Raw genomic sequence first — 25,970 nt, forward strand, 5'->3', positions numbered from 1 at the left:
CCATCGCTGAGACGCTCGCCCGCATGTCCCGCCGTATCACCGGCGGACACCCTTGACCCGCGTGCGACGGTCTCCATGCCACACCCAGACCCGCACGTGAGGCCCTGTCGGTGACCGTGGAAAGGTGCAGCTCAGCAGATTGCGGCCGCGCTCGATCAGAGCCCGCATGACGGCCGCCACCGTGGTCGGCTTCGGCGTCATCCTGCTCATCGGCGTCGTGACGCTCTGCCTGACCGTCCCCGGCTGGGTGCACGACCAACTGGTCAACCGGGCGGCCCAGGCCAGCAGGCACCTCACCCTTCTCGTCGACGACCAGCCGGTGCGCGGCCCGATCCCGCCGCAGCACGGAGTGTCGCTGCTGCAGGTCGTGGACGCGCGCGGCAGGGTGGTGGCCGCCGGCGCCGCGCTGGAGGGCCGGCCCCCGCTCACCACCGTCCGGCCTGACGGAGGCGACCCCAGGGTGCAGACGCGGGTGTGCGGCACGGGCGGGGACGGCTGCCTGATCGTCGTCGGCACCGCCAACAGGACGACCCCGTACGGCCCGGTCATCGCCTACGCCGCGGTCGGGGAGTCGATCCTGATGAACGTCCCGCTGCTCGCCGCGGTCCTGTCCCTCGTGTCGGCCGTACTGACGGCGCTGCTGGGGTGGGCCACGTGGATCGGCGTCGGCAGGGTCCTGGCCCCGGTCGAGCGCATCAGATCGGGCCTGGAGCAGATCAGCGCCACCGAGCTGAGCGACCGCATGCCGGTGCCCGACACCGGCGACGAGGTGGCCGGACTCGCCATCACCGTCAACGACACGCTGGCGCGCCTGGAGGACGCGGTCGACCGGCACCGGCGCTTCGTCTCCGACGCCTCCCACGAGCTGCGCACGCCGTTGACCGCGATGATGGTGCGGCTGGAGGGCAGATCCGAGGGGGAGGACTGCGAGCTGATCATGGGGGAGGTGCTGGGTGACGCCCAGCGGCTGTCGGCCATCGTCCAGGACCTGCTGCTCATGGCGCGTCTGGACGCGGGCGTGCGCGCTCCCTACGAGCTCCTCGACCTCGGCAAGCTGGTGGCCGACGAGGTCGGCAGGCGCCCCTCACGCCTGCCGTTCACCACCTCGATCGAGCCTGGCCTGATGGTGCGCGGCAACCGGCTGCGGCTGGACAGGCTGCTGACCAACCTGCTGTCCAACGCCGACAGGTACGGCGAGAACGCCGTCCACGTCACAGTCGCGCGCGACGGTCCCGACGCGGTCGTCGAGGTCGCCGACGACGGCCCCGGCATCCCCGCCGACCAGCGCGAGGCGGTCTTCCGGCGCTTCACCAGGCTCGACACGGCCCGCTCGCGCGACATCGGCGGCACCGGCCTGGGCCTGCCGATCGCCCGCGACATCGCCACCGCGCACGGCGGCACGCTCCAGGTGGCCGACAGCCGGGACCGAGGAGCCCGTCTCGTCCTGCGCCTGCCGTTGAGGTGATCCGTCATGGACAATCCGGACATGAGTGATCCACTGTTCGAGCGGGACACCGCTCCCGAGGCCCTTGATCTCGTCGCCCGCGCCGCCGCCGCCTTTCTCGGCTCGTTGAACGAGCGCCCCGTCCACGACCACACCGCCGACCACCTCATGGACCTGCTGGAAGGACCGCTCCCCGACAAGGGCGAGGGCACGCTGACGGCCGTCGAGGAGCTGCTCGCCGTGGGCACCCGGGCCTCCACCCAGACCTCGGGACCGCGCTTCTTCCATTTCGTCGTCGGCGGTGCCACACCCGCCGCGCAGGCGGGCGACTGGGTGACCGCGCTGCTCGACCAGGCCAGCGGTCTGCACCTGACCTCGCCGCTGGCCGCGAGGGCGGAGAAGGTGGTGCTGGCCTGGCTGAAGGAGCTGTTCGGGCTGCCCGAGCCGTACGGGGGAGTGCTGACGCCGAGCGCGACCTTCGCCAACCTGACGGGCCTGACGTGCGCCCGGCAGTGGTGGGGTGAGCGGCACGGCGTCGACATCACCTCGCAGGGACTGGCGGGGCTGCCGCGGATGCCGGTGCTGGCCGGTGGCTACATCCACCCCAGCAGCCGCAAGGCGCTGCAGATCCTCGGCGTCGGCCGGGACGGCGTGACGGTGTGCGCGCGCGACGACGCCGGCAGGGTGGACCTGGCCGCGATGGAAAGGGCGCTGGCCGAGCTCGACGGGCCCGCCGTGATCGTCGGCAACGCGGGCGAGGTCAACACCGGCGACTTCGACCCCATCGCCGACCTGGCCGACCTCGCGGAACGGTATGGCGCGTGGCTGCACGTGGACGGCGCGTTCGGGCTCTTCGCCGCCGCCTCGCCGCGGCTGCGGCACCTCGTGGAGGGTGTCGAGCGCGCCCACTCCGTCATCGCCGACGGCCACAAGTGGCTGAACGTCCCCTACGAGAGCGGTTTCGCCTTCGTCCGCGACCAGGACCTGATGTTCAGGTCGTTCGGCGCGTGGGGCGCCCACTACCTGCCCTCCGACGTCAACTACAACAACCTCGGCCCCGAGTCCTCCCGCAGGGCGCGGGCCTTCCCGATCTGGGCGACCCTGCGGGCGTACGGCAGGCAGGGCTACGCCCAGCTCGTCGAGCGCCACCACGACCTGGCCCTGCGCCTGGGCGCGGCCGTGGACCAGGCCCCCGACCTGGAGCTGCTGGCCCCGGTCACGCTGTGCGTGGTGTGCTTCCGCTACGCGCCGCCGGGCGTGGCGGAGGGCGAGCTGAACGAGCTGAACCGCCGGATCGGCGAGGAGCTGATCGCCGACGGGCGCTACTACGCGGGCATCACCACCTACAGGGGGATGACCGCCCTGCGTCCCGCGATCGTCAACTGGCGCACGACCGAGGAGGACATCGACGGCCTGGTGGCGGTGCTGAGGGAGATCATCGCCCGCGTCCACCAGGCCGGTTAGCGGTCAGGAGGCCGAGCCCATGGCGATCGTCTCGGCGACCTCGGCGTGGCGCTCGGCCTCCTCGGCGGCGAAGCGCTCGGCGTCGAGCTTTTCGGCGATGTCCTCGTCCTGCTTCATCAGCGCCTCGAGCGACTGACCCGCCATCTCCAGCACGCCCATGTCCGCGTACGCCTGCTGCAGGCGCGGCGACCACAGCCCGATGTCCTTCACGCACGGCACGATCCTGCTGAACAGCAGCGACCTGAACAGCCGCAGGTACTCCGACTGGTCGACGGCCCGCATCGCCTCGGCCACCTCGGCCTGCGACAGGCCGAGCGTCTCCCAGGTCTCCTTGCCGCGCAGCCGGTCGCGCATGAGGTAGCAGCCCTCGATGACGAAGTCCTCGCGCTCGCGCAGCTCGCTCTCCGACAGGTTGCTGTAGTAGTCACGCAGCGCCATCCGCCCGAACGCGACATGCCTGGCCTCGTCCTGCATGACGTAGGCGAGGATCTGCTTGGGCAGCGGCTTGGTGGTGATGTCGCGCATGACGCCGAAGGCCGCCAGCGCCAGGCCCTCGATCAGCACCTGCATCCCCAGGTACGGCATGTCCCACCTGGAGTCGGTCAGCGTGGAGTCGAGCAGCGCCTTGAGGTGCTCGTTGATCGGGTAGGCCAGGCCCACCTTCTCCTGCAGGAAGCGCGCGTAGGTCTCGGCGTGCCTGGCCTCGTCCATCGTCTGGGTGGCGGCGTAGAACTTGGAGTCGAGGTCGGGCACCGACTCCACGATCCGGGCCGAGCAGATCATCGCGCCCTGCTCGCCGTGCAGGAACTGGGAGAACTGCCACGCGGCACCGTGCCTGCGCACCTCGGCGCGGGTCTTGTCGTCCATGCGCTCCCACAGCGGCGTGCCGTAGATGGCGATGGTGGTGTCGGGGATGCCGAGCACGTCATAGGGGTCGACCTCGAGGCCCCAGTCGATCCTCTTGACGGAGTCCCACTGCTTGTCCTTGCCCTTCTGGTACAGGGCCAGCATGCGGTCTCTGCCGTCGTCGTACTCCCAGGTGAAACGGCTGGACCCGGCCATGTCCACGTTCCACGTGGAGAGCTCTGCGGGAATCGTGTAGAGATCGTGCGTCGACATGCGGCCTCCAGAGGGGACGTACACCGTACGTATGCCTCCGAGAGTTGCACGTACGGTGTACGTGCGTCAATAGAATGAGCTATGCCCACCGAGCCGCTCTCCCGCGCGCGTATCGTCGCCGCCGCGATCGACCTCATCGAGCGTGAGGGCGCGGACGCGGTGTCCATGCGCAGGATCGCCGCCGACCTGAACGTCGGCGTCATGTCGCTCTACAACCACGTGCCCAACAAGGCCTCGCTGCTCGACGGCGTCGCCGAGTCGGTGCTGTCGCAGATCGAGTTCACCGACGACCCCGGCGCCCACTGGACCGACAGGGTGCGCATGCAGGCCAGGGCCTTCCGGCAGATCGCCCACCACTACCCGCGCTCCACGATGCTGGTGGTCAGCCGCCAGCTCCACTCCAACGCGGGGCTGTTCCCCGTCGAGCGGGCGCTGACCACGCTGCGCCAGGCGGGCTTCGACGGCGCCGACGCGGTGCGCATGCTGCGGCTGTTCATCGCCTACGTGATCGGCTCGCTGCTGCGCGAGGTGGGCGTCACGCCGACGTTCGCGCCCGTGCCGGGCGCGCCACCGGTCCGCGACGTGGACCCCGAGCTGTTTCCCCAGGTCAGCGAGCTCGCGTCGCTGCTCGGCTCGTGCGACCACGAGGAGGAGTTCGACTTCGGCCTCGAACTGCTCATCCAGGCCATCGCCGTCCATCTGGAACGGAAGGGCACCCGGGGCTGAGCCCGGATGCCCTCCCTGGGCAGTCGCCACTTCCCCTCGGCGGCTGCCTCAGTACCAGTTGTGCGACCTGAAGTGACCCCAGGCGCCGCACGGCTTGCCGTACCGGCCCTTGATGTACTGCAGGCCCCAGCGGATCTGGGTGGCGGGATTGTGCCGCCAGTCGCTTCCGGCACCCGACATCTTGCCCGCGGGCAGCGCCTGCGGGATGCCGTAGGCCCCCGAACTCGGGTTGTGCGCCCGATGGTTCCAGTTGCTCTCCCTGGTCCAGAGGCTGTCCAGGCACTGGAACTCCCGCATCGACCACGACCTGCGCACCACGAGGTCGAGGGCGATCCGCTTGTTGGTGTCCTTGCCCGGCAGCACGGGCCGCGCCTTCGGCTCGGCTTTGGTCTCCCACGTGGCCGAATGGATCACGTGGGGCGCCACCTGCACCGTCCAGGTCCGCTGGTGGACCAGCCCCGGTGACCAGGTCCGCTGGTGGACCGTCCCGGGCGACTCCGCGTCGGCCAGGGCGATCGTGGATGTCCCGCCGGTGAACGCCGCTGAGGCGATCACCACGGCGAGAGCGCGTTTGCTGTCCAACTCGATCCTTGCTGTCAGGTCGCGTGCGGGCGGGCTCCTGCGAGCAGGAGCCCTGCCGACCCGCGCCCGTGGCTCGGACGAGGATGGCCCGCGCGGCCTTCCAGGACCTTTTCCCGTCCGATCTGGCTGGACGGCCCGGAAGGCACCGCGACGATGTCTCTAGGCGGTTTCTAATACGCCATGTCGCCACAGGTGCGTGATCTCAGACGCCACAAGAAGAGGACTTTGCCGCTGAGCGGTCTCGCCTTGAGCGGGCCCGGCGGCGGGCTGACCATGATTATCCGAACACCGGACGCGGAGATCGGCAGCATCCGCGGCCGTGGGCGCGAGGTCTTCTCGCCGAGCCGTTCAGTAGGGTCGCCTCATGAATCTCCGTGACATTCCGGTCCGCACGCTCGCGGACTCTCCGACCACCCTGGCCGAGCTCACCGGCGACAAGGCCCTGCTCATCGTGAACGTGGCCTCCAGGTGCGGCCTGACCCCGCAGTACACCGGCCTGGCCGAGCTCCAGCGGCAGTACGGCCCGCGCGGCTTCAGCGTCGTCGGCGTGCCGTGCAACCAGTTCATGGGCCAGGAGCCCGGCTCGGCCGAGGAGATCCAGGAGTTCTGCTCCACCACCTACGGCGTCGACTTCCCGCTGCTGGAGAAGTCCGACGTCAACGGCGAGGGCCGCCACGCGCTCTACGGCCAGCTCACCGCCACGCCCGACGCCGACGGCGAGGCGGGCGACATCCAGTGGAACTTCGAGAAGTTCCTCGTCGACCGCGAAGGGTCGGTCGTGGCCAGGTTCAGGCCCGGCGTCGAGCCCTCCGACCCCACGCTCGTCACGGCGATCGAGAAGCTTCTTTGAGTGGCGGGTCCTGCCCGTGTGGGCTGCCCGCGGCCTACGAGGAGTGCTGCGGGCGGCTGCACCGCGGCGAGGCGGCCGCCGAGACGGCCGAGCAGCTCATGCGCTCGCGCTTCAGCGCCTTCGCCGTGGGCGACGCCGCCTACCTGCTCAGGAGCTGGCACCCCTCGACCAGACCGGCCGAGGTCACCTTCGAGCCCTTCCTGCGGTGGAAGAAGCTGACGATCGTGAGCACCAGCGGCGGCGCGGCCGGTGACACCGAGGGGACCGTGGAGTTCCGCGCCCGCTTCAGCCAGGCGGGCAGGGCGGGCGAGTTGCAGGAGGTCAGCAGGTTCGCCAGGCACGAGGGCGCCTGGGTCTACCTCACGGGCGAGGCCCGCAGCTCCCGCGCACGATGAGCTCGGTGGGCAGCAGCACGCCGCGCGGGCGGCGGGCGCCCGCCCTCAGCACCAGTTCGGCCGCCCGGTAGCCGAGGTCCTGGCCGGGCTGGGCGATGACGGTCAGCGGGGGAGAGCACAGCTCGGCCCACGGCACGTCGTCGTACATCACCAGCGACAGGTCGCCGGGGATGCGCAGGCCGAGCTCGCGCGAGGCGAGCACGGCGGCCTCGCCCAGCGCGCTGCCGCCGGCCAGCAGCGCGGTGACGTCGCGGTGGCTCTGGAGCAGGCCGGAGGCGGCGGCGTAGGCGGAGTCGCGGCTGCCGCCGGCGAACACGATCAGCTCCTCGTCGGCCAGCGGGCCCAGCGCCTGCCTGAAGGCGGCCACGCGGCGGGGGTGCCCTGGACCGCCGAGGTAGGCGATGCGGCGGTGGCCGAGGCCCTTGAGGTACTGCACCGCCGTGCGGACGCCCGAGCGGTCGTCGGCCAGCACGGTGGGAATGTCGGCCAGCACGGTGGGGACGGGGCCTTCGGCCCTGGGCGGAGTGCGCACCCCGTCGAGCAGCAGGAGCTCGTCGAGAGGGTCGTCGGCGGGCTCCTGCTCGGGCTGCTCGCCGACGAAGACCACCGTCATGCCCGCCCTGATCGCCGGGCCCCACGCCTCGGCGTCGCCCGAGGGCACCGCGATCACCCTGTCGACGCTCTGCTCCAGCAGCATGCCGATGAGCTCGGCCTCCTGCTCGGGGTCGTCGCCCGTCGAGCCGACCACGACGGGCTCGCCCGCCGAGCGGGCGCACGCCAGCACGCCCTCGGCGAGCTTGCCGTACAGGGTGTCGGTCAGGTCGGGCACCAGCAGGCCGATGCCGCCGGTGCGCTGCTGGCGGAGGTTCCGCCCCAGCGCGCTGGGGCGGTAGTCGAGGTGCGCGGCCACGGCGAGCACCCGCTCGCGGGTCTCGTGGCTGGCCGATCCACCGGACAGCACCCGGGAGACGGTGGCGACGCCAACGCCCGCCGCCTCGGCCACGTCCTTGATGGTGGTGCGCTTCATGGAAACGATTCCAGCACTTGTTCCGTAAGGTTTCCAGCTCGAATGGATAACATCGCCTGGTCCCTTGACAGGGATGTCCCTTTCGGGTGAGATGCATGAAAACGTATCCACAGTGAGTGACACCCCCACGAACGTCCGGGTTCCGGCCCGTTGCGCGAAGGACTGTGATGGCATCCATCGTTCTGAAAAACGTCGACAAGATCTACGCCGGTGGCGTGAAGGCCGTGGACGCGCTCAACCTTGAGATCAAGGATGGCGAGTTCATGGTGCTGGTCGGCCCCTCGGGCTGCGGCAAGTCGACCGCGCTGCGGATGATCGCCGGTCTCGAGGACATCAGCGGCGGCGAGATCTCCATCGGCGAGAAGGTGGTCAACCACCTGCCGCCGAAGGACCGCGACATCGCGATGGTGTTCCAGAACTACGCGCTCTACCCCCACATGACCGTCGAGGAGAACCTCGCCTTCGGTCTGAAGCTCCGCAAGATGCCCAAGCCGGAGATCCAGAAGCGCGTCAACGACGCTGCCAAGATGCTCGGCCTCGAGACCTACCTCAAGCGCAAGCCCGCCGCCCTGTCCGGTGGTCAGCGCCAGCGTGTGGCCATGGGCCGCGCCATCGTCCGCGAGCCGCAGGCCTTCCTCATGGACGAGCCGCTGTCGAACCTGGACGCCAAGCTCCGTGTCTCCATGCGCGCCTCGCTCAACCAGATGCACGAGCGCCTCGGCGTCACCACCGTCTACGTCACGCACGACCAGGTCGAGGCCATGACCCTCGGTGACCGCGTCTGCGTGCTGCGCGACGGTCTGCTCCAGCAGGTCGACACCCCGCAGAACCTGTTCGACAAGCCGGTCAACCTGTTCGTCGCCGGCTTCATGGGCTCGCCGTCCATGAACTTCGCGACCGCGGAGCTGGTGCGCGACGGCGACGGCGCCGCCGTGTCCTTCGCCGGCTTCAAGCTGCCGATCCCCGAGTCGACCTTCAGCGACAAGCCCGGCCTCGACCAGTACATCGGCAAGAAGCTCATTCTCGGCATCCGCCCCTCCGACTTCGAGGACTCCAGCGCCGCCGGCAACCACGCCAACGGCTGGGCGACGCTGCCCGCCAAGGCGGAGGTCACCGAGGAGCTCGGCTCCGAGATCAACGTCCTGTTCCTGATCGACGCCCCGCCGGTCGAGCACAAGGACACCATCGCCGCCCAGGACGCCGATGAGGACGAGGAGGCCGCGCTGCCGCTGGCCGGCGACAAGTCGCTGTGGACCGCCCGCGTCAACGCCCGCAGCCACGTCCGTCCCGGCCAGTCGATCGACCTGGTCGTCGACACGCACAACCTGCACTTCTTCGACGCCACCAGCGGCCTGGCGATCGGCCACGAGGCCAACCGCTAAGCCGATCCCACGAGCATCCCCCCGCCGCGACCCCCTCCCGCGGCGGGGGGATCGTGCTTTCCGCACACTCTAAAGCCAAAGAAGTCTTTGACATCAGCCAAATGTCAAAGCTATCTTTGGGGATGTGAAGATCACGGATCCGCGCGCCATGCGCGCGCTCGCCCACCCCCTGCGGCTCGACCTGATCGACCTGCTCGGCCGCATCGGCCCGGCCACCGCCGCCGAGTGCGCCAGGCGCCTGGGCTCCACCCAGGCCTCGTGCTCGTTCCACCTGCGGCAGCTGGCCAAGTACGGCTACGTCGTCGAGGCCGCCAGCGGCGACGGGCGCGAGCGGCCGTGGAAGGTCGCCGACCTGGAGCAGAGCTGGTCGGCCGGCCAGGGCGGCGTGGCCGCGGCCGAGCTGGAGCGGGTGTTCGTCGAGCGCGAGGCCGGCCGGATGCTCGACTGGTCGCGGACGCGCGATTCGGCCGCTCCCGAGTGGCGAGGCGCGGCCTTCCTCAGCGGCGTCACCGCCCCGATGACCGCCCCGGAGCTGGAGGAGGTGGGCGAGCGCCTGATGGAGGTGCTGGCGCCGTACATCGCCCGCGCGAAGGGCGAGGCCGCGGTTCCGCCGGACGCCAGGTTCGTGCGGGTCCTGCTGTCCGGCCTGCCGGTCCAGGAAGCCGGCGGCGAGCTGTGAAGGCGCTGCGCAACCCCCTCTTCCGCCGCCTGCTGGCCGGCGACGCCATCTCCAGCTTCGGTGACAGCGCGCTCTACCTGTCGCTCGGCATCTGGGCGAAAGACCTCACCGGGTCCGACGCGGCCGCCGGCCTGATCTTCCTGTGCCTCGCCCTGCCGGGGCTGTTCTCGCCCCTGTACGGCCATGTGGTCGACCGCGTGCGCCGCAAGCCGCTGCTGATCGCGATGAACGCCGCCATGGCCCTGGTCGTCACCGCCCTGTTACTGGTGCGCACGGCCGACCAGCTGTGGATCCTCTACGCCGTCGCCCTCGCCTACGGCGTCACCTTCTCCGTCCCCGCCTACGGCGGGCTGCTGAAGGACGTGCTGCCCTCCGACGAGGCCGCCGGCGCCAGAGCCGCGCTCATCACCGTGCGCCAGGGCGTGCGCATCCTGTCGCCGATCGTCGGCGCGGGCGTCTACCTCGGCTTCGGCGGCGGCGTGCTCGCCGTCATCGACGCCGCGACCTTCGTGATCGCCATCCTCTTCCTGGCCTCACTCAAGATCGTCGAGTCCGCGCCCGAACCCGCGGGCGAGCCGTTCCTTCCCTCCCTCACCGCGGGGTTCCGCTACCTGTGGCGGGTGCCGCTGCTGTTCCGGCTGGCCGTCGCCGAGGCGCTGCTCATGGCCACCGCGGGGCTCATGGACACCGCCGCCTTCGCCGCCATCGAACGCGGCCTCGGCCGGCCCGCGGCCTTCTTCGGCGTGCTCACCACCGTCCAGGGCGCGGGCTCGGTCGTCGGCGGCGTGCTGGCGGGCATGCTCGTCAAGCGGCTGGGGGAGTCGCGCGGCTCCGGCGCGGGCTACGCGCTGTTCGCGCTGGGCGCCGGCGCGTTCCTGGCGCCGTCGGCGGTGCTGTTCCTCGCCGGGGCGGCGCTGTACGGCCTGGCGATCCCGATCTTCTCCGTCGCCCTGGCCACCGCCCTGCACCTCTACGTGCCCTCCAGGCTCCAGGGCCGGGTGAGCGCGGCCACGGGCATGCTCAGCACGATCACCCAGACCGCCTCGATCGCCGCGGGCGCCGCGCTCATCGGGGTCGTGGACTACCGGGTCATGTACGGCGTGCTCGGCCTGACCGCCCTGGCCTGCGCCGCGCTCGTGCTCTTCCGCCCGGCCCCGGTGCCCGAGGTCGTCCCCTCCATCGCCGACGAGCGCCCCACACGTGCGGAAGAGACGATCGCGTCGTGAGCTATTCCCTGCCGAGCATGGTGGAGATCCGCTGGGTGAGGCGGCTCGGAATGAGCCTGCCCACCGCCACGATCGCCTTGTAGCGCAGGTCGGGGATCGAGACCACCTTGCCGAGTGCCAGATCCCGCATCGCCTCGTTCACCACGTCGTCGGCCTTCAGCCAGAGGAAGTCGGGAATGCCCGAGACGTCCATCGAAGCCCGCTGGTGGAACTCGGTCCGCACGAACCCAGGGCACAGGGCCATGATCCGGATCTTCGGGTGGTCCACCTCGGCGGCCGTCGACTCGCTGAAGTTGACCACCCACGCCTTGGAGGCGCTGTAGGTGCCGCGGTGGAAGAAGGCCGCCACCGACGCCACGTTGATCACCGCGCCCCTGCCGCGCGAGCGCATGCCGGGCAGCACGGCCAGCGTGAGCCTCAGCACCGCCTCGCAGTGCACCTTGAGCATGCGCGTCTCGTCCTCGACCGGCACCTCGAGGAAGTGACCTGGGTGGCCGAAGCCGGCGTTGTTGACGAGGAAGTCGACGCCGTCGCGCAGGCGGGCCTCGACGTCCTCAAGGCCCCGGTCGGTGGCCAGGTCGGCGGGCAGGACCTCGACGGCGACGCCGTACTTCTGCTTGAGCCGGTCGGCCGCCTCGGACAGCCGGCTCTCGTCGCGGGCGACCAGGACCAGCGAGAAGCCGTCGGCGGCCAGGCGGCGGGCGAAGGCCGCGCCGAGGCCGGCGGTCGCGCCCGTGATCAGTGCGGTAGGCATACGGCCAGCGTAACGCCCGCCCCTGACGGGCTCAGGCGTGGCGCGCGGCGGGGGAGGGCGGTCGCACTGTGAGAGGATCGACGACGTGTGCCGAGCGCTTCTGCTGATCGTCCATCACACCGCCTCGCCCGCCACGCACGAGCTGCTGGCCAAGGTGCGCGAGGGGGCCACGACCGACGAGATCGAGGGCGTCGACGTCGTCACCAGGGCCGCGCTCAACGCCACCGCCTCCGACGTCTTCGCCGCCGACGCGATCATCCTCGGGACCCCGGCCAACATCGGTTACATGAGCGGCGCGCTCAAGCACTTCTTCGACACGATCTACTACCCCTGCCTGGAGGAGACGCGGCGCCTGCCGTACGGGCTGTACCTGCACGGCAACAACGACGCGACCGGGGCGCTGCGCGCGGTGGAGTCGATCACGGGAGGGCTCGGCTGGGAGCGGGCGGCGGCGCCCGTCGTCGTGATCGGCGCCGTGACGAAGGCGGATCTGGAGGCGTGCTGGGAGCTGGGCGCGACGGTCGCCGCGACGATCAGTTCATGATCACGCGATCGATCAGATCCTCCACCTGGCCGTTGAGCCGCGCCCCCCGCGCCCACCCCGCGTAGTGGGTGAGAAAGACGACCGTCTCCCTCAGCTCCTCCACGCTCAGGTCGCCGGTGCGCAACGCGGTCTCCAGTTGCACCTCGACCGCCTCGTCGAGCCCCTGACCGACCAGCAGGCCGATGAGCAGCAACCGGCGGTCGCGGTCGCTGATCGCCTCGCGCGACCACACCTCGGCGAACAGGTGCTCCACGGTCATGGCGAAGTTGATCGGTTCGTTCATGCAGGACTCCGAGGGCGCGGGAGGAGGGTCCGAAGCTTCTTATCCTTCGCCAGTTCGGCGCGAAGAGATAGGTCTACGCCCAGTCATATTGGCCATGATCAGGTTGCGCAAACGTTACAGCAGGGTTGAGATGGCCAAGGAGGTCGTGATCCGGACGTCCTGTGGCTCTCCATATGATCTGTAACAAATGAAGCCAATAGATGGCGGCAATATGGTCAAGACTTCTGGGTGCCCAACAGGAGATTTGCCGCCAGAAATCGGGCACAACCACTGCGTTGGCGGGTAACGCGGAGGTAAGCCCTGGTGAAAAAGACACGGGCTTGGGGAAAAATGGCCGCGACAACGGTCGCGGCCTTCCTGATGGCCGGAATCGCCGCTTGCGGTCAGGCGGAATACACCTACGTGCGCGACAGGGAAGGGACCACCTACTTCAAGGTGCCCTCCACCTTCTCGAAGGTCGACTCCTCGAAGATCGATCTCCTGCTCAGCGGTGACCATCCCAACTCCGAGACGGCCAAGCTCCGCAAGCAGCTCGTCTGGTCGACCGCTTTCGACCAGGCCGCCGTTCCGGGCGTGGACCACCTGTTGGGCTCCCAGGACCCGTTCGTCTACTCCACGGTCCATCTGCTGACCGAGCCGCAGCGGAACATGGTCTCGCTCAACACGATGCGCGACTTCATCCTGCCCGTGACCGAGCAGATGCGTCAGGCCTACACCCAGCGCCTGACAGAAGCGGGCCAGCAGCCCACGCTGACCCAGTTCGAGCTGCTCAACGACCAGCCGATCGCCCTCGACGACGGCGCGCGAGGCGTGCGCGTGCGCTTCAACTACCTGATCGGCGACGCCATCCAGACCTTCGACCAGACGGCCTACCTCGACAGGACCGGCGGGACCGTGTCGGTGCTGCTGATCCGCTGCACCGCCGACTGCTTCACCAAGAGGGCCGCCGAGTTCGACGGCATCGCCGAGTCCTTCAAGCTGCTCAAGATGCCAGGCTGAGGGGGCCACCGTGACCACGACCCACCACGAGGGGCTGCGCGCTCCCGGCAGCGGCCCCAACGACCCCGACGCCGCGACCCGCAAGAAGATGGCCTTCTGGGATCGCAGCAAGTTCCTGCTCGGCCTGGCGCTGGCCTTCCTTGTCCTGGCGTGGAAGGAGATGGCCGACTACGAGGGCATCATGCCCTTCGCCGACGCATTACGGCGGATCGGCGAGAACCATCCGTGGATCTTCTACCTGCTGGCCGCCGAGCTCGTCAGGCAACTGCACTTCTTCGTCAGCGAGCGTTCGGCGGGATACCACCGCTTCTGGAGCAGAAGCGTCTTCGGCGGCTTCGAGCGATGGACCCACCGCAGGTTCAGCGACTGGACGAGGTTCAGGCTCGCCAGAGTGATCAAGATCCTGTTCTGGGTCACCCTGCTGGCGCTGGTCCTGGGCGCGGTCCTCGACCGCAGCCCCTTCCTGGCCCTCTTCCAGGCGCCTGCGCTGGCCTTCCAGGCGCTGCCGTACGTCGCCCAGCTGGCCTTCGCCTTCTTCTTCGTCATCTTCCAGTTCGTCGGACTGTTCTGGTTCCTGTCGCGCGGCGGCATCGAGACCTACTACCCCGACGACATCAAGACCAGGTTCAGGGACGTCTGGGGCCAGGACCATGTGGTCGAACGCGTCAAGGAGAACATCGTCTTCCTGGAGCAACCCGACGCCATCGAGGCGCGCGGCGGCTACGTGCCCAGCGGCCTGCTGCTGTGGGGGCCGCCGGGAACCGGCAAGACGCTGATGGCCGAGGCCGTGGCGGGCGAGACGGGCAAGCCGTACGTCTTCGTCGACCCCGGCGCGTTCATCAACATGTTCATGGGCATCGGCGTGCTGAAGGTCAAGTCGCTGTTCAGGAAGCTGCGAAAGCTCGCGCTGCGCTACGGCGGCGTGATCGTCTTCTTCGACGAGGCCGACTCCCTCGGCCGCCGCGGCCGTCTGGCCGGACAGGCCCCTCCCGGACAGGGCTTCAGCGGCGACGGCTGCCACGGATTCGGCTACCTGTCGGAGTCGTCCAGGTCCGTCCTGTCCACCAGGATCAGGCAGCCGGACACCGAGAGCAGCAGGTTCTTCATGGGCGGCGGCATGAACGGCGGCGGCGACATGGGCACGCTGCAGGCGCTGCTCACCGAGCTGTCGGGCCTGAAGAAGCCGCGCGGCCTGTTCAACCGGCTCGTACGGCGCGCGTTCGGCATGCGGCCCAAGCCGCCGCCCAAGTACCGCATCCTGGTCATGATGGCCACCAACATGCCGGACGCGCTCGACGACGCGCTGCTGCGGCCCGGCCGTATCGACCGCATCTACAAGGTCGGCTACCCGTCAAAGGCGGGCAGGGTCCGCACCTACCAGGGCTACTTCGCCAAGGTCCAGCACGAGCTGACCGACGAGCAGATCGACAAGCTGGCCACCATCACCCCCTACGCCACCGGCGCCACGATCAAGGACCTGGTCAACGAGGCGCTCATCACCACCATCCGCGACGGCCGCGAGACCATTACCTGGTCGGACGTGCTGCGCGCCAAGCGGCTCAAGCAGCTCGGGCCGCCCGAGGACGTCGAGTACATCGAGCGCGAACGGCACGCCGTGGCCGTCCACGAGGCCTGCCACGCCGTCGTCGCCTACCGCACCCGCTACCACCTCGAGATCGACATCGCCACCATCGAGAAGGGCGCCGACTACCTGGGCATGGTCGCCTCGATCAAGCCCGAGGACCAGTTCACCCGATGGAAGTCCGAGCACGAGGCCGACATCATGGTCTCGCTCGCCTCGCTGGCGGGCGAGCGGATGTTCTTCGGCGACGACAACTCCTCGGGCGTCTCAGGCGACCTGATGTCGGCGACCTACCTGGTCGGCCTCATGGAGTCGCACTGGGGCATGGGCACCGGCATCGCCTCCCTGCCCGCGCTGCAGGAGCTCGGCATCCACGCGGGCAAGGCGATGCGCGGCCAGCCCGGCGCGCCGGAGTCCGGCCCCGCGCCGCGCGAGGGCGTCATCCCCGAGCACCTCAGCGAACGGGTCGAGTTCAACCTCGTCAGGCTGCTGGAGCAGACGGAGGAGCTGCTGCGCGAGCACCGGCGCGAGGTGCTGTGCCTGGCGCACGCGCTGGAGACGCACAAGACGCTCAACGGCGAGGACGTCGTCGCCGTGCTCGAAGGTACCAGCGGACCGCTGGTCGACGGCTCGATCTACCGGTCTGACGCGCTCGTCGAGGACATCGAGGAGTACCACCGCGACGCGGCAAGGACGCACCGCGAGCACAGCAGGGTCGAACGCGCGCTGCCCGGGCCCGTGACCGTCGAGGCCGTGCTCGTCGAGCCGTCCTACGACGTGCAGGTCCTGGACGGGTCCGAGGACACCCCCGTCCACGGGGCCGCGCTGGTGCCGGACGAGCGGCGGCCCGAGTTCGTCCCGTGGGCGGAGCCACCGGGCGCGCCCTCCTCCGACCCGCCCAACGGGGGGTCCTCGTTCGGTGCGTCCTCGTTCGGTGCGTCCTCGTTCGGGGCGTCTGCGTTCGGGGCGTCTGCGTTTGGTGCGGCCTCGTTCGGTACGGCGGAGCCGCCGCCCGCCCACCGGTCGGCCGCCACCGTGTGGGTCGTCGTCGGCAGCCTGATCACGCTGGCGGGGCTGGCGCTGTTCGGGGCGCTGGCCGCCATGGGCACGCCGAGCAGCGCGGCCGGAGTGTTCGGCGCGATGTCTCCGGGTCTGCTGCTGGTGTTGTTCATCATCGTGGTGGCGGTGGTCGTGGGCATCGGCGTGGCGCTCATCGCCGTGAAGGCGGTGCGCGCGGCGCAGAAACGGGCCGAACAGGAACGCGACAGGGCCAACGCCCGCGCCCAGCTCCTGGCCGCGGCGATGGACCCGGAGACGGCGATGCGCCTGCTCGGCTACGACGGCCAGCGCGGCCCCGACGAGCGCCCGTAGAGCGACGTCGAAGGGCGGGACTTTCCCGAGTCCCGCCCTTCGCCCTTCGCGAGCCGGCGACCCGATCGGGACTTCCCGGATTGCCGGGACCGAGATACGCCGCGCTTGGAGAAAGGTGGCGGATCGCCGTGGCTCAGGGGGTGGCGGATCGGGTCGGAGATGCGCCGTGCTTCAGGGAGGGCGGCGGATCGGGTTCGGGAGGTTGGTAGATCGGGTCGGGGTTTCGGCCGGTTTCAGGGGGCGTGGTCGACCAGGTCGGGAGTCAGGTCGTCGAGCGTGCGCGCGACCCGCGCGGCCAGGGCGAGGGCGTCGGGAGCGGGCGGGTACCTCGGGTGGGGGACAGCGATCACCCGCATGCCCGCCGCGGCCGCCGAGCGCAGCCCGTTGCTGGAGTCCTCGACGGCCACGCAGTCGCCGGGGTCGACGTCCATCCGCCGCGCCGCCTCCAGATAGCCGTCGGGGGCGGGCTTGCCGTACGCGACCTCCTCGGTGGAGACCGTGGCGGTGAAGAACCCGCCCAGCCCCGTGGCGTCCAGGACCACGTCGATCAGCGTGCGCGGCGACGAACTGGCCAGCCCCAGCGGCCGGTGCTCGGCCAGGCGCGCCACCGCCTCCTTGGCGCCCGGCATGAGCGGGACGCCGTGACGGTAGCGTTCCGCCATCCGCGCGACGACACCCGCGGCGATCTCGGCGGGCGGCATCCCCACGCCCAGCTCGGCCAGGTAGGCGGACCACTCGCCGGTGCTCATGCCCATGAGCCTCGACTGCGTGTCCGGCCGCCACGTGCCGCCGTGCTCGGCGACGAACGCCCTGCGGACCTCCTCCCACACCGGCTCGGAGTCGACGAGCACGCCGTCCAGGTCGAAGACGACGGGCCTCACGAGCGGTGCTCCATCCAGTACTCGACGAACTCCGCGCAGCGGCCGTCGGCGTCCAGCGTGATCAGCCACAGGTTGCTGAAGGCGGTGTCAGGGTAGGTCGTCACGCCCTTGACGACGGCCACGTCGGGGGTGATGGCGACGGGCTCGTACTCGAAGGCGGAGGGGCCGTCGTCGTCCTTGCGCGCCAGCCACTCCTTGACGATCGTGTCCCTGCCCCGCCACGGCTGCGCGTAGGGCTCGGTGTAGTAGGCGGCGTCCTCGGCGAACAGCGCGCCGATGTCGGCGGGGTCGTTGGTGTGCCAGGCCCGGACGTAGGCGTCCATCCAGCTCACGAGATCGGTCATGGACACCTTTCTACCCACCCCTGCTGAAGAGCCGCAGCTCGCAGGTGGAGGCGATCGCCAGCGTCGCGCCCGTGGGGGAGAAGCCGAAGGCCCGCAGCTCGCAGCCCTCCTCCCGGTGGATGTACCACCAGTTCCGCCCTCGGTACGGCTCGTCGTCCTTCGACAGCAGGACGCTCTCGACCGGCCAGTCCGGCGCGACGAGGCGGACGGCCCAGCCGTCGCCGGTCGTGGTGAGCAGGCCGCCGCCCCAGAGCCCGGCCATCCTGATCTCCGCGCCCGCCAGCGGGCCGATGCCCTCGCGGGCCAGCGGGTCGTCCGGACAGACGTCCTCGTAGTCTCGCGCCACCCGCTCGCCGCTCAGGCAGTCGAAGACGCCCCTTCCTGCGCTGGAGGCGACGAGCAGCAGGTCACGGCCCGCGAACCCGAAGCCCACGTCCGTCAGGCCGCCCATCTTGATCGGCGGCAGCGCCCGCCAGGGAGCCGGAGGCGGGCGCAGCGGAGCCTCACGAAAACGGCGGCGTACCGCGGTCCAGTCCATACCTTCGGATTCTTCCGGAAGAATGGGTCGTCACACCTCGATGGAAGGGCTCTCATGACCGACTGGGTCTCCCAACTCGCGGACGACGTCATCGCCGAGTCGGAGCGTCGCGCGCCCGGCGAAACGATCGTCTGCGCCTCGGGGCTCAGCCCGTCGGGGCCGATCCACCTGGGCAACCTGCGCGAGGTCATGACCCCGCACCTGGTGGCCGACGAGATCAGGCGGCGCGGCCTCGACTGCGTCCACCTGCTGTCGTGGGACGACTACGACCGCTTCAGGAAGGTCCCCGCCGGCATCGACCCGTCGTGGGCCGAGCACATCGGCAAGCCGCTCACCTCGGTGCCCGCCCCGCCCGGCAGCGCCTACCCCAACTGGGCCGAGCACTTCAAGACCCCGATGATCTCCGCGCTGGCCCGGCTGGGCGTCACCTACCGCGGCATCAGCCAGACCAAGCAGTACACCTCGGGCGTCTACCGCGAGCAGATCCTCCACGCCATGCGCGAGCGCGACCGCATCGACGCCGTCCTGTCGCGTTACCGCACCAAGCCCAAGACCCAGTCCAAGGCCCATCCGAAGGCCAAGGCCATGGACGCCGACGAGGCCGCGGCGCTCGAAGGCTCGGGCGCGGCCGAGGAGGAGGCGGGCTACTACCCGTACAAGCCCTACTGCGCGCTGTGCGGGCGTGACCTGACGACCGTCACCGGCTACGACGACGAGACGACCGAGCTGGCCTACACCTGCGCGTGCGGCTACGGCGAGACCGTACGGCTGGCCACCCACGACCGCGGCAAGCTGGTGTGGAAGGTCGACTGGCCGATGCGCTGGGCCTACGAGGGCGTCGTCTTCGAGCCCTCGGGCGTCGACCACACCTCGCCCGGCTCCTCCTTCGAGGTCGGCGGCCACCTGGTCGGCGAGATCTTTGGCGGCGCGCAGCCGATCGGCCCGCGCTACGCCTTCGTCGGCATCAGCGGCATGGCCAAGATGAGCAGCTCCAAGGGCGGCGTGCCGACCCCGGCCGACGCGCTGGAGATCATGGAAGCGCCGCTGCTGCGCTGGATGTACGCCCGCCGCAAGCCCGCCCAGTCCTTCAAGGTCGCCTTCGACCAGGAGATCCAGCGCCTCTACGACGAGTGGGACGCCCTGGAGCGCAAGGTGACCGACGGGCAGGCGCTGCCCGCCGACCAACTCGCCCACGCCAGGGCGGTGCGGACGGCCGAGCAGCCGCTGGAGAGCTCCGCGCGGCGCGTGCCGTACCGGATGCTGGCCTCGATCGCCGATGTGACCACCGGCGACGAGGAGCAGACGCTGCGGATCCTGCGCGAGCTCGACCCCGCCGAGCCGATCACCGACCTCGCGCTCGTGCGGCCGCGGCTCGACAGGGCGCAGCGGTGGGTCGCCACGCAGCTGCCCGCCGAGCAGCGGACCACGGTCCGGCAGGAGCCCGACGAGGAGCTGCTGTCCGGGCTCGGCGAGCCGCAGCGGGAGTCGCTGCGGCTGCTGCTCGACAGCCTGGACGCGCACTGGTCGCTCGACGGGCTGACCGACCTGGTGTACGGCGTGCCGAAGCGGCAGGCGGGCCTGCCCGCCGACGCCAAGGCGACACCGGAGCTGAAGGCCGCGCAGCGGGAGTTCTTCGTCCTGCTCTACACGCTGCTCGTCGGCCGCGACACCGGGCCGCGCCTGCCCACGCTGCTGCTGGCCGTCGGGGCCGGCCGCGTTCGCAAGCTGCTCGGGGCGTAGAGTCGGATCATGAGACCTGTGCTCGTCTTCGACGGCGACTGCGCTTTCTGCACCACGTGCGTGCGCTTCGTCGAGCGGTGGCTGCGCACCAAGGCGAAGATCATCGCCTGGCAGTTCGCCGACCTCGACGAGCTGGGCGTCACCCGGGCGCGGGCCGAGTACGAGCTGCTGTGGGTCGACGGGCGCGGCGGCGTCTTCGGCGGCGCGCAGGCCGTGGCCAAGCTGCTCATCGACGCAGGCCTGCCGTGGAGCGCGCTCGGCCTGCTGCTGCGGGTGCCGCCGGTGCGCTGGCTAGCTCACGGGTTCTACCGCGCCGTCGCCAACAACCGCGGCAGGCTTCCCGGCGGCACCCCCGCGTGCGCGCTTCCGGCCGATCGTCGCCCGCTCCAGCGGTAGGAAGGCCGCCAGGCAGATGACGTGCGGCAGGAAGTGGATCGTGATCGCCGCCCACGTCAGCAGGTGGAACAGCCCCCAGAAGGCGACGGCCGCGTACAGCGCCCTGCCGCGCAGGAACAGCAGCACGGGCGCGGCCGTCTCGGCCAGCAGCACGATCCACTGCCCGATCAGCAGCGCGCCCGGGATGGCGGCGACGAACTCGCCGAAGAACGTGCCGCGCCTGGAGATCGCCCACTGGAAGGTGGCGCCGTTCGGCCACTCCCAGCCGCCGTGCCTGATCTTGGCGTAGGCAGACAGGAAGTAGGTGGCCACGACGGCGATCTGGACGCACCGCATCGCCCACCCGGCCGCCTGCTCGCCCGCGCGGGCGGCGGTCGGCAGCACGAACAGGGCCACGACCAGCGCCAGGTGGTCGTGGTCGACCTTGCCGTACGACATCGCCAGCAGCGCCCAGTAGAGGTAGCCGGCCGCGACGACGTACCCGGCCAGGCGCGGCAGCTTCCCCCACGCCGCCACCAGCGCCGCGCCGACCACCACCGCGAACAGCGCGTAGACCAGCGTGGGGTTGGCGCCCGGCAGGTGCAGCAGGCGCGCCACCAGCACCGGCCGGTATCCCGACGGGTTCTCCGCGTGCCCCCACACGCTGCCGGTGAACAGCATCATGTCCAGCGGCAGGAACAGGTAGACGACCATCGAGACGATCCGCACGCGCCGCGCGGGGACGGGCGCGAACCACCAGCGCTCTAGCGCACCACCCATGACACCCTCTCCACGTCCTTGGTCCACGCGGGACGGCGGTCCCTCAGCGTGATCACCCTGGTGACGACGATGAGCTTGGTGAGCCGCGGATCGGCCGGCCGGATGCGCGCGTGGGCGTCGGCCAGGCTCTGGAGCAGCTCGGGCTCGGCGAGGTAGCGGGTGAGCTGGCCTTCCAGCTCGGCGCGGCGGATGCCGACGTAGTAGGGCTCGATCGGGATCTCGACCCTCGTGCCCGCGACGGTCTCGGCCTGCAGATGGAGCGACTTGATCTCGCCGTCGGGCGGGATGCTGAACGCGTACTGCACCATCGGCCCGAAGGGGAACAGGTCGTCGTCGCCCAGGACCGTGCCGTAGCCCAGCGCGGCGAGTACGGCCCCCGCCGTGCCTAACCGCCAGGCCTTGGCCCGTTTTGTCAAGCCACCCCGCATGCGAGCAAGCTAGCAGATCTTGAAGGCGGTGATCATGACATTTCGGATCTTGGCCTGAAGCAGGTCGGCTTGGTCAGGGCAGCTCGGCGAAGCGCTCCACGTTCTCGGTCGTGCCGGAGACGATGATGATGTCGCCATAGGTGAGCTCGGTGTCGGCCGTGGCGTAGGTGAACTCCTCGCCGGGGCTCTTGACCGCCACCACCGTCACCCCGAACTTCTTGCGCAACCCCGACGAGCCGAGCCGCACTCCCACGTACTCCTTCGGCGGCCGCGTCTTGACCAGCGCGAAGCCCGCGTCGACCTGCATGTAGTCGAGCATCCGCCCGCTGACCAGATGCGCCACCCGCTCGCCCATGTCGTGCTCGGGCAGCACCACGTGGTGGGCGCCGATCCGGCTGAGGATCTGGCCGTGCTGCCTGCTGATCGCCTTGGCCCAGATGTCCTCGATCTCCATGTCGACCAGCAGGGACGTGGTCAGGATGCTGGCCTCCAGGTCGCTGCCGATCGCGACCACCACCCGGTAGAAGTCGGGCACGCCGAGCTGTTTGAGCGCCTCGGGGTCGGTGGAGTCCGCGGCGGCGATCTGGGTGATCTGCCCGGACAGGGCCTGCACCACCTTGGCGCGGCTGTCGATGGCCAGCACCTCGGTGCCTCGTCTGGTGAGTTCGAGCGCGAGTGCGGTCCCGAACCTGCCGAGACCGATCACGACCACGGGATCGTTCGTCATGTCAACCAACTATGACCCGTTCCTCCGGTAGTTCGTACCGGCTTGAGCGTTCTTTCAGGGCGAGAGCAGAGCCGAGAGTGAGTGGCCCGATCCTGCCCACGAACATCAGCATCACGAGCAGCAGGTGACCCGCGGGTGGCAGGTCGGCGGTGATGCCGGTCGACAGCCCCGCCGTGCCGAAGGCGGCGATCACCTCGAACAGCACCCTGTCGAGGCTGTGCGGCGTGATCACCAGCAGGATGTAGGTGGACACGGTCACGAACGCCACCGCCATCAGGCTGATCGCGACGGCCTGCCGCTGCGTCGACTCCGCCAGCCGGCGGTGGCCGATGTTCACCTTCGACTCGCCCCGCAGTTCGGCCCAGATGACGAAGGCCAGCAGGCCGAAGGTGGTCACCTTGATGCCGCCCGCCGTCCCCGCGCTGCCGCCGCCGATGAACATGAGCACGTCGGTCACCAACCAGCTTTCCGGGTGCATCTGGGAGATGTCGAGCGTGTTGAAGCCCGCCGAGCGCGGCATGGCGCTGGTGAAGAAGGCGGCCAGCAGCTTGACGGGACCGTCGAGCGGGCCGAGCGTGCGCGGGTTGGTCCACTCGGCCACCAGGAAGGCCAGCGTGCCCCCGGCCAGCAGGATGAGCGACATCCAGACCGTGATCTTGGTGAGGATGGTCCACCTGCTCGGGTGCCGCCAGGCGCGGAACAACTCGAAGACGACCGGATAGCCGACCCCGCCGATGATCACCGCGATGGCGATCGTCAGGCAGATCCACGGATCGCCGACGAAGCGCATCAGGCCGTCGCTCCACAGCGCGAACCCGGCGTCGTTGAAGGAGGAGATCGCGTGGAAGACGCCCAGGTAGATCGCCCTGCCCGGCGGCTCGCCGTACCCGATGAGGAAGCGAAGGGTGAGGATGACGGCGATGATCGCCTCGCAGGCGAGGCTGAAGTAGAGCACCTTGCGCGCGACCCTGCGCATGTCGGCAGTGCCGAGCTTGGACTCCGCCTGGGCCAGCATGCGGGCGCGCAGGCCGAGCCGCCCTGAGACCAGCACGGTGAACATGGTGGCCAGCGTCATGATCCCCAGGCCGCCGACCTGGATCAGCCCGGCGATCACCACCTCGCCGAACATCGACCAGTGGCCGTCGGTGTCGACCGCGGCCATGCCCGTCACGGTCACCGCCGAGGTGGCGGTGAACACCGCGACGATCCAGCCCGCCGACTCGCCCGTGGTCGTGGCCGCGGGCAGCATCAGCAGCAGTGTCCCCACCATGACGGCGAGCCCGAACGCGGTCGCGATCACCGCGGTCGGGCGCTGGAACCGTTCGAGCGCGGTCGAGCCTCTCATCTCATGCCACCTTGCCGACCAGGACCGTCACGAATCTCACGAGCAGACCGTATCGGGCGGGAACGCGGTGGTGAGCTCGGGGTGAACCCGGAGGGCGTGGCGCACGTGAGGGGATGCATGAGAAGACTTGTCGCGGCCGTGGGCATCCTGGTGGCGCTGCCGGGGTGCGCCGCCGATCGCATGTGCACGGCGATCGGCGCCGCCGCCGGGATCTCGGTTCGTGTCGATGCGCCGCTCGCGGGCCGGGTGTCGGCGGGCGTGCTGGGGCGGCTCCTGCCGTACGGCGAGGCTGGAGCTGCACTGGGGGAGCGGCGTGGCGCGGCAGACCTGCGACGGCGAGACCTGTACGGCGGAAAGCGAGCCCACGGGAGACAAGAAGGGGTTCGTTGAGGTCGCGGGGCTGCCGAAGTCGCCGGTGGAGGTGGCGCTGCGGCTGACCGGTCAGGCGGGCGAGGTTCTCGTGGAGCGGGAGCTGACCGTCACGCCCGAGGGCGTCTTTCCCAACGGCCCGGACTGCGGTGAGGCAGGCCCGCAGGCCGTGATCGCCGTCACGGGCGCGGGCCAGGTCGGCGAGGGCTGAGCGCGGGCCGGGCGGGCCGGTCAAGATGGCTCGCCGCTCAGGATGGTTCGCCGCGTAGCGCGCCGTACAGGAAGATCTGGACGAGGTCGCGGGTGGAGAGGTCTCCGCCGGTCCGCGCCCGCGCGGACAGCAGGGCGAGGAAGGCGGCGGCGATCTGGTCGGCCGGCGCGCGCAGCGACGCCGCCTCCGGTGCGAACAGCTCGGCGGTGGCCGCGGTGACGAGCTCCATGGACCGCTGGCGGCCGTCCGGACGGCCCGCGGTGGGGTCGCGGCGGCGGTGACCCGAGGCCATCAGCGCGCCCGCGACGGCGCCGATGCGGTCGAGGTGCGCGTCGAGCGCCTCCGCGGCCTCGGTCAGCCGGTCGGCGAGCGGCTGGTCGATCGGGACGGCGGCGATCTGAGCGACCGCGTGGTCGGGGCGCAGCGCCTCGGCCATGCAGGCGTCGAGCAGCTCCTCCTTGTCGGTGAACACGCGGAAGACGGTCGCCTCGCCGATGCCGGCCGCGCGGGCGATCTGGCTGGTGGTCACGGCGGTGCCGGACTCGGCGACGAGGGGGAGGGCGGCAGCGATGATCATCGCGCGGCGCTGTTCGGGGCTCATGCCGGGCGCGCGGCGTCTGGGAGGTTCGGTCGTCATACGGATCACCGTACGGAGTGAGTACTCACTCCGTCAATATCTCCGATAAGGTGATCCATATGAAGATGCGCTGGACCGTTGTTGTGCCCATCGCCGCCATTCTCGTGCTCGCTCTCACCTGGGGTCGTTCGGCCGGCGGTCTTCTGGTGGCGCTCGTCGCGCTGGCCCTGGTCGGCGCGGTGATAGCCGCCGTGCATCACGCGGAGGTCGTCGCCCACCGCGTGGGGGAGCCGTTCGGCACGCTCATCCTGGCGGTCGCCGTCACCGTCATCGAGGTCGGCCTGATCGTCATGCTGATGAGCGCCAAAGGAGAGGGCTCGGAATCCCTGGCCCGCGACACGGTCTTCTCCGCTTTTATGATCGTCTGTAACGGGGTCATGGGCCTGTGCCTGCTGGTCGGCGCGCTCAAGCACCGCGTGCTGGAGTTCAGGGTCGACGGCGTCACCGCCGCCCTCGCCACGCTGAGCGCGGTGGCCACGCTCGCGCTGGTGCTGCCCAACTTCACCGTCACCACGCCAGGACCGACCTACTCGACCGCGCAACTGGCCTTCGCCGGCATCGCCTCCCTCATCCTCTACGGCGTGTTCGTCTTCATGCAGACCGTGCGCCACCGCGACTACTTCCTGCCCGTCCAGCAGGACGGCGAGGGCGATCCCGGCGAGGAGCACGCCGAGCCGCCGACGGCGCGCACCGCGCTGGTCAGCCTCGGCCTGCTGCTGGTCTGCCTGGTCAGTGTGGTGGGCCTGGCCAAGACCGCCTCGCCCGCCATCGAGGCGAGCATCGCGGCGATCGGCGCGCCGCGCACCACGGTCGGCGTGGCGATCGCGCTGCTCGTGCTGCTGCCCGAGACGGCCGCCGCGGTGCGCGCCGCGGCCCGCAACAGGGTGCAGACAAGCTTCAACCTCGCGCTCGGCTCCGCGCTGGCGAGCATCGGCCTGACGATCCCCTCGATCGCCGTCGTCTCGCTGATAAGCGGCGACCGCCTCGCCCTCGGCCTTGGACCGCTCCAGATGGTGCTGCTGGCGTTGACCGTGGTGATAACAACTCTGACCGTCGCCCCGGGAAGAGCGACACTCATGCAGGGAACCGTACATCTCGTGCTCTTCGGGGCTTTTCTCTTCCTTGCCGTCAGCCCCTGATCTCCCTTTTAATCGGATCCTGCGATTCG

At 70.2% G+C, this 25,970-nt stretch carries 28 protein-coding genes; 15 read left to right on the forward strand and 13 right to left on the reverse strand.

Annotation, left to right across the window (positions count from 1 at the left end; all coding sequences use genetic code 11):
* Window positions 1-124: 124 nt before the first annotated feature.
* Both ACFXJ8_RS11075 and ACFXJ8_RS11080 read left to right on the forward strand, forming a co-directional pair.
* A complete protein-coding gene (locus tag ACFXJ8_RS11075) occupies window positions 125-1,465 on the forward strand; it encodes a sensor histidine kinase (protein WP_379643686.1) in 1,341 nt (446 codons plus the stop codon).
* Window positions 1,466-1,486: 21 nt separating this feature from the next.
* Window positions 1,487-2,908 carry a pyridoxal phosphate-dependent decarboxylase family protein gene (locus tag ACFXJ8_RS11080; RefSeq protein WP_379643687.1) on the forward strand — a complete coding sequence of 474 codons (1,422 nt, stop codon included), beginning with the start codon at window positions 1,487-1,489 and terminating at the stop codon, window positions 2,906-2,908.
* Between the two features lie 3 nt (window positions 2,909-2,911).
* Here ACFXJ8_RS11080 and ACFXJ8_RS11085 read toward each other — a convergent pair whose 3' ends face one another.
* A complete protein-coding gene (locus tag ACFXJ8_RS11085) occupies window positions 2,912-4,027 on the reverse strand; it encodes a ferritin-like domain-containing protein (protein WP_379643688.1) in 1,116 nt (371 codons plus the stop codon).
* Between the two features lie 81 nt (window positions 4,028-4,108).
* Here ACFXJ8_RS11085 and ACFXJ8_RS11090 point away from each other — a divergent pair, with 81 nt between their 5' ends.
* The gene (locus ACFXJ8_RS11090) at window positions 4,109-4,753 is read left to right on the forward strand and encodes a TetR/AcrR family transcriptional regulator C-terminal domain-containing protein (RefSeq protein ID WP_379643689.1); all 645 of its coding nucleotides are present in this window, start codon (window positions 4,109-4,111) and stop codon (window positions 4,751-4,753) included.
* A 48-nt stretch (window positions 4,754-4,801) separates the two neighbouring features.
* Here ACFXJ8_RS11090 and ACFXJ8_RS11095 read toward each other — a convergent pair whose 3' ends face one another.
* Window positions 4,802-5,335 (reverse strand): lytic transglycosylase domain-containing protein, encoded by a 534-nt coding sequence (locus ACFXJ8_RS11095; protein WP_379643690.1) that lies wholly within the window; start codon window positions 5,333-5,335, stop codon window positions 4,802-4,804.
* A gap of 364 nt (window positions 5,336-5,699) precedes the next feature.
* Here ACFXJ8_RS11095 and ACFXJ8_RS11100 point away from each other — a divergent pair, with 364 nt between their 5' ends.
* Together ACFXJ8_RS11100 and ACFXJ8_RS11105 are read left to right on the forward strand one after the other, a co-directional pair.
* On the forward strand, window positions 5,700-6,185 hold the full coding sequence (locus tag ACFXJ8_RS11100) for a glutathione peroxidase (RefSeq protein ID WP_379643691.1): 486 nt from the start codon (window positions 5,700-5,702) through the stop codon (window positions 6,183-6,185).
* On the forward strand, window positions 6,182-6,580 hold the full coding sequence (locus tag ACFXJ8_RS11105) for a YchJ family protein (protein WP_379643692.1): 399 nt from the start codon (window positions 6,182-6,184) through the stop codon (window positions 6,578-6,580). The genes ACFXJ8_RS11100 and ACFXJ8_RS11105 overlap by 4 nt, the downstream gene beginning before the upstream one ends.
* On the opposite strand, the gene ACFXJ8_RS11110 is transcribed toward ACFXJ8_RS11105, so the two are convergent.
* Window positions 6,546-7,607: a LacI family DNA-binding transcriptional regulator gene (locus ACFXJ8_RS11110; protein WP_379643693.1), complete on the reverse strand. Its 1,062-nt coding sequence runs from the start codon at window positions 7,605-7,607 to the stop codon at window positions 6,546-6,548. The two genes, ACFXJ8_RS11105 and ACFXJ8_RS11110, sit on opposite strands and share 35 nt — an antisense overlap.
* Before the next feature lie 167 nt (window positions 7,608-7,774).
* Between ACFXJ8_RS11110 and ACFXJ8_RS11115 the strand changes: the two genes are divergently transcribed.
* From ACFXJ8_RS11115 to ACFXJ8_RS11125, 3 genes are all read left to right on the forward strand, one after another.
* Window positions 7,775-8,989: an ABC transporter ATP-binding protein gene (locus ACFXJ8_RS11115; RefSeq protein ID WP_379643694.1), complete on the forward strand. Its 1,215-nt coding sequence runs from the start codon at window positions 7,775-7,777 to the stop codon at window positions 8,987-8,989.
* A gap of 124 nt (window positions 8,990-9,113) precedes the next feature.
* Window positions 9,114-9,668, forward strand: a complete 555-nt coding sequence (locus ACFXJ8_RS11120; protein ID WP_379643695.1) for an ArsR/SmtB family transcription factor — start codon at window positions 9,114-9,116, stop codon at window positions 9,666-9,668.
* On the forward strand, window positions 9,665-10,894 hold the full coding sequence (locus ACFXJ8_RS11125) for an MFS transporter (RefSeq protein WP_379643696.1): 1,230 nt from the start codon (window positions 9,665-9,667) through the stop codon (window positions 10,892-10,894). The genes ACFXJ8_RS11120 and ACFXJ8_RS11125 overlap by 4 nt, the downstream gene beginning before the upstream one ends.
* Window position 10,895: 1 nt before the next feature.
* Here ACFXJ8_RS11125 and ACFXJ8_RS11130 read toward each other — a convergent pair whose 3' ends face one another.
* On the reverse strand, window positions 10,896-11,648 hold the full coding sequence (locus tag ACFXJ8_RS11130; RefSeq protein WP_379643697.1) for an SDR family NAD(P)-dependent oxidoreductase: 753 nt from the start codon (window positions 11,646-11,648) through the stop codon (window positions 10,896-10,898).
* A gap of 85 nt (window positions 11,649-11,733) precedes the next feature.
* Between ACFXJ8_RS11130 and ACFXJ8_RS11135 the strand changes: the two genes are divergently transcribed.
* Window positions 11,734-12,192 carry a flavodoxin family protein gene (locus tag ACFXJ8_RS11135; RefSeq protein WP_379643698.1) on the forward strand — a complete coding sequence of 153 codons (459 nt, stop codon included), beginning with the start codon at window positions 11,734-11,736 and terminating at the stop codon, window positions 12,190-12,192.
* Here ACFXJ8_RS11135 and ACFXJ8_RS11140 read toward each other — a convergent pair.
* Window positions 12,182-12,475, reverse strand: a complete 294-nt coding sequence (locus tag ACFXJ8_RS11140) for a carboxymuconolactone decarboxylase family protein (RefSeq protein ID WP_379643699.1) — start codon at window positions 12,473-12,475, stop codon at window positions 12,182-12,184. The two genes, ACFXJ8_RS11135 and ACFXJ8_RS11140, sit on opposite strands and share 11 nt — an antisense overlap.
* Before the next feature lie 330 nt (window positions 12,476-12,805).
* Between ACFXJ8_RS11140 and ACFXJ8_RS11145 the strand changes: the two genes are divergently transcribed.
* Both ACFXJ8_RS11145 and ACFXJ8_RS11150 read left to right on the forward strand, forming a co-directional pair.
* Complete coding sequence (locus ACFXJ8_RS11145) at window positions 12,806-13,474, forward strand: hypothetical protein (RefSeq protein WP_379643700.1); 669 nt, start codon at window positions 12,806-12,808, stop codon at window positions 13,472-13,474.
* 10 nt (window positions 13,475-13,484) lie between these two features.
* Window positions 13,485-16,427 (forward strand): AAA family ATPase, encoded by a 2,943-nt coding sequence (locus ACFXJ8_RS11150; RefSeq protein ID WP_379643701.1) that lies wholly within the window; start codon window positions 13,485-13,487, stop codon window positions 16,425-16,427.
* Window positions 16,428-16,660: 233 nt separating this feature from the next.
* Here the strand turns inward: ACFXJ8_RS11150 and ACFXJ8_RS11155 are convergent, their stop codons facing one another.
* From ACFXJ8_RS11155 to ACFXJ8_RS11165, 3 genes are read right to left on the reverse strand one after another with little or no spacing between them, the layout of a single operon-like run.
* Window positions 16,661-17,308, reverse strand: a complete 648-nt coding sequence (locus ACFXJ8_RS11155; RefSeq protein ID WP_379643702.1) for an HAD family hydrolase — start codon at window positions 17,306-17,308, stop codon at window positions 16,661-16,663.
* Window positions 17,305-17,652: a YybH family protein gene (locus tag ACFXJ8_RS11160; RefSeq protein ID WP_379643703.1), complete on the reverse strand. Its 348-nt coding sequence runs from the start codon at window positions 17,650-17,652 to the stop codon at window positions 17,305-17,307. Before ACFXJ8_RS11160 ends, ACFXJ8_RS11155 begins: the two co-directional genes overlap by 4 nt.
* Window positions 17,653-17,662: 10 nt before the next feature.
* The gene (locus ACFXJ8_RS11165) at window positions 17,663-18,190 is read right to left on the reverse strand and encodes a hypothetical protein (RefSeq protein WP_379643704.1); all 528 of its coding nucleotides are present in this window, start codon (window positions 18,188-18,190) and stop codon (window positions 17,663-17,665) included.
* A 54-nt stretch (window positions 18,191-18,244) separates the two neighbouring features.
* Between ACFXJ8_RS11165 and lysS the strand changes: the two genes are divergently transcribed.
* Window positions 18,245-19,930, forward strand: a complete 1,686-nt coding sequence (gene lysS, locus ACFXJ8_RS11170; RefSeq protein WP_379643705.1) for a lysine--tRNA ligase — start codon at window positions 18,245-18,247, stop codon at window positions 19,928-19,930.
* Between the two features lie 9 nt (window positions 19,931-19,939).
* Window positions 19,940-20,326: a thiol-disulfide oxidoreductase DCC family protein gene (locus tag ACFXJ8_RS11175; RefSeq protein ID WP_379643706.1), complete on the forward strand. Its 387-nt coding sequence runs from the start codon at window positions 19,940-19,942 to the stop codon at window positions 20,324-20,326.
* Here the strand turns inward: ACFXJ8_RS11175 and ACFXJ8_RS11180 are convergent.
* The 4 genes from ACFXJ8_RS11180 to ACFXJ8_RS11195 all read right to left on the reverse strand — a co-directional run bounded on the left by ACFXJ8_RS11180 (window position 20,222) and on the right by ACFXJ8_RS11195 (window position 23,585).
* On the reverse strand, window positions 20,222-21,085 hold the full coding sequence (locus ACFXJ8_RS11180; protein WP_379643707.1) for a hypothetical protein: 864 nt from the start codon (window positions 21,083-21,085) through the stop codon (window positions 20,222-20,224). The genes ACFXJ8_RS11175 and ACFXJ8_RS11180 overlap by 105 nt on opposite strands.
* Complete coding sequence (locus ACFXJ8_RS11185) at window positions 21,070-21,513, reverse strand: hypothetical protein (protein WP_379643708.1); 444 nt, start codon at window positions 21,511-21,513, stop codon at window positions 21,070-21,072. Before ACFXJ8_RS11185 ends, ACFXJ8_RS11180 begins: the two co-directional genes overlap by 16 nt.
* Window positions 21,514-21,586: 73 nt before the next feature.
* On the reverse strand, window positions 21,587-22,240 hold the full coding sequence (locus ACFXJ8_RS11190; protein WP_379643709.1) for a potassium channel family protein: 654 nt from the start codon (window positions 22,238-22,240) through the stop codon (window positions 21,587-21,589).
* Window position 22,241: 1 nt separating this feature from the next.
* The gene (locus tag ACFXJ8_RS11195) at window positions 22,242-23,585 is read right to left on the reverse strand and encodes a TrkH family potassium uptake protein (protein ID WP_379643710.1); all 1,344 of its coding nucleotides are present in this window, start codon (window positions 23,583-23,585) and stop codon (window positions 22,242-22,244) included.
* Between the two features lie 226 nt (window positions 23,586-23,811).
* On the opposite strand from ACFXJ8_RS11195, the gene ACFXJ8_RS11200 reads away from it, so the two are divergent.
* Window positions 23,812-24,165: a hypothetical protein gene (locus ACFXJ8_RS11200; protein ID WP_379643711.1), complete on the forward strand. Its 354-nt coding sequence runs from the start codon at window positions 23,812-23,814 to the stop codon at window positions 24,163-24,165.
* Between the two features lie 37 nt (window positions 24,166-24,202).
* Here the strand turns inward: ACFXJ8_RS11200 and ACFXJ8_RS11205 are convergent, their stop codons facing one another.
* Window positions 24,203-24,802, reverse strand: coding sequence for a TetR/AcrR family transcriptional regulator (locus ACFXJ8_RS11205; RefSeq protein WP_379643712.1), 600 nt, complete (start codon window positions 24,800-24,802; stop codon window positions 24,203-24,205).
* Window positions 24,803-24,861: 59 nt separating this feature from the next.
* Here ACFXJ8_RS11205 and ACFXJ8_RS11210 point away from each other — a divergent pair, with 59 nt between their 5' ends.
* Window positions 24,862-25,941, forward strand: coding sequence for a calcium:proton antiporter (locus ACFXJ8_RS11210; protein WP_379643713.1), 1,080 nt, complete (start codon window positions 24,862-24,864; stop codon window positions 25,939-25,941).
* Window positions 25,942-25,970: the final 29 nt, after the last annotated feature.

Origin of the sequence: Nonomuraea sp. NPDC059194 (assembly GCF_042754765.1) — a bacterium.
Classification (GTDB): Bacteria; Actinomycetota; Actinomycetes; order Streptosporangiales; family Streptosporangiaceae; genus Nonomuraea.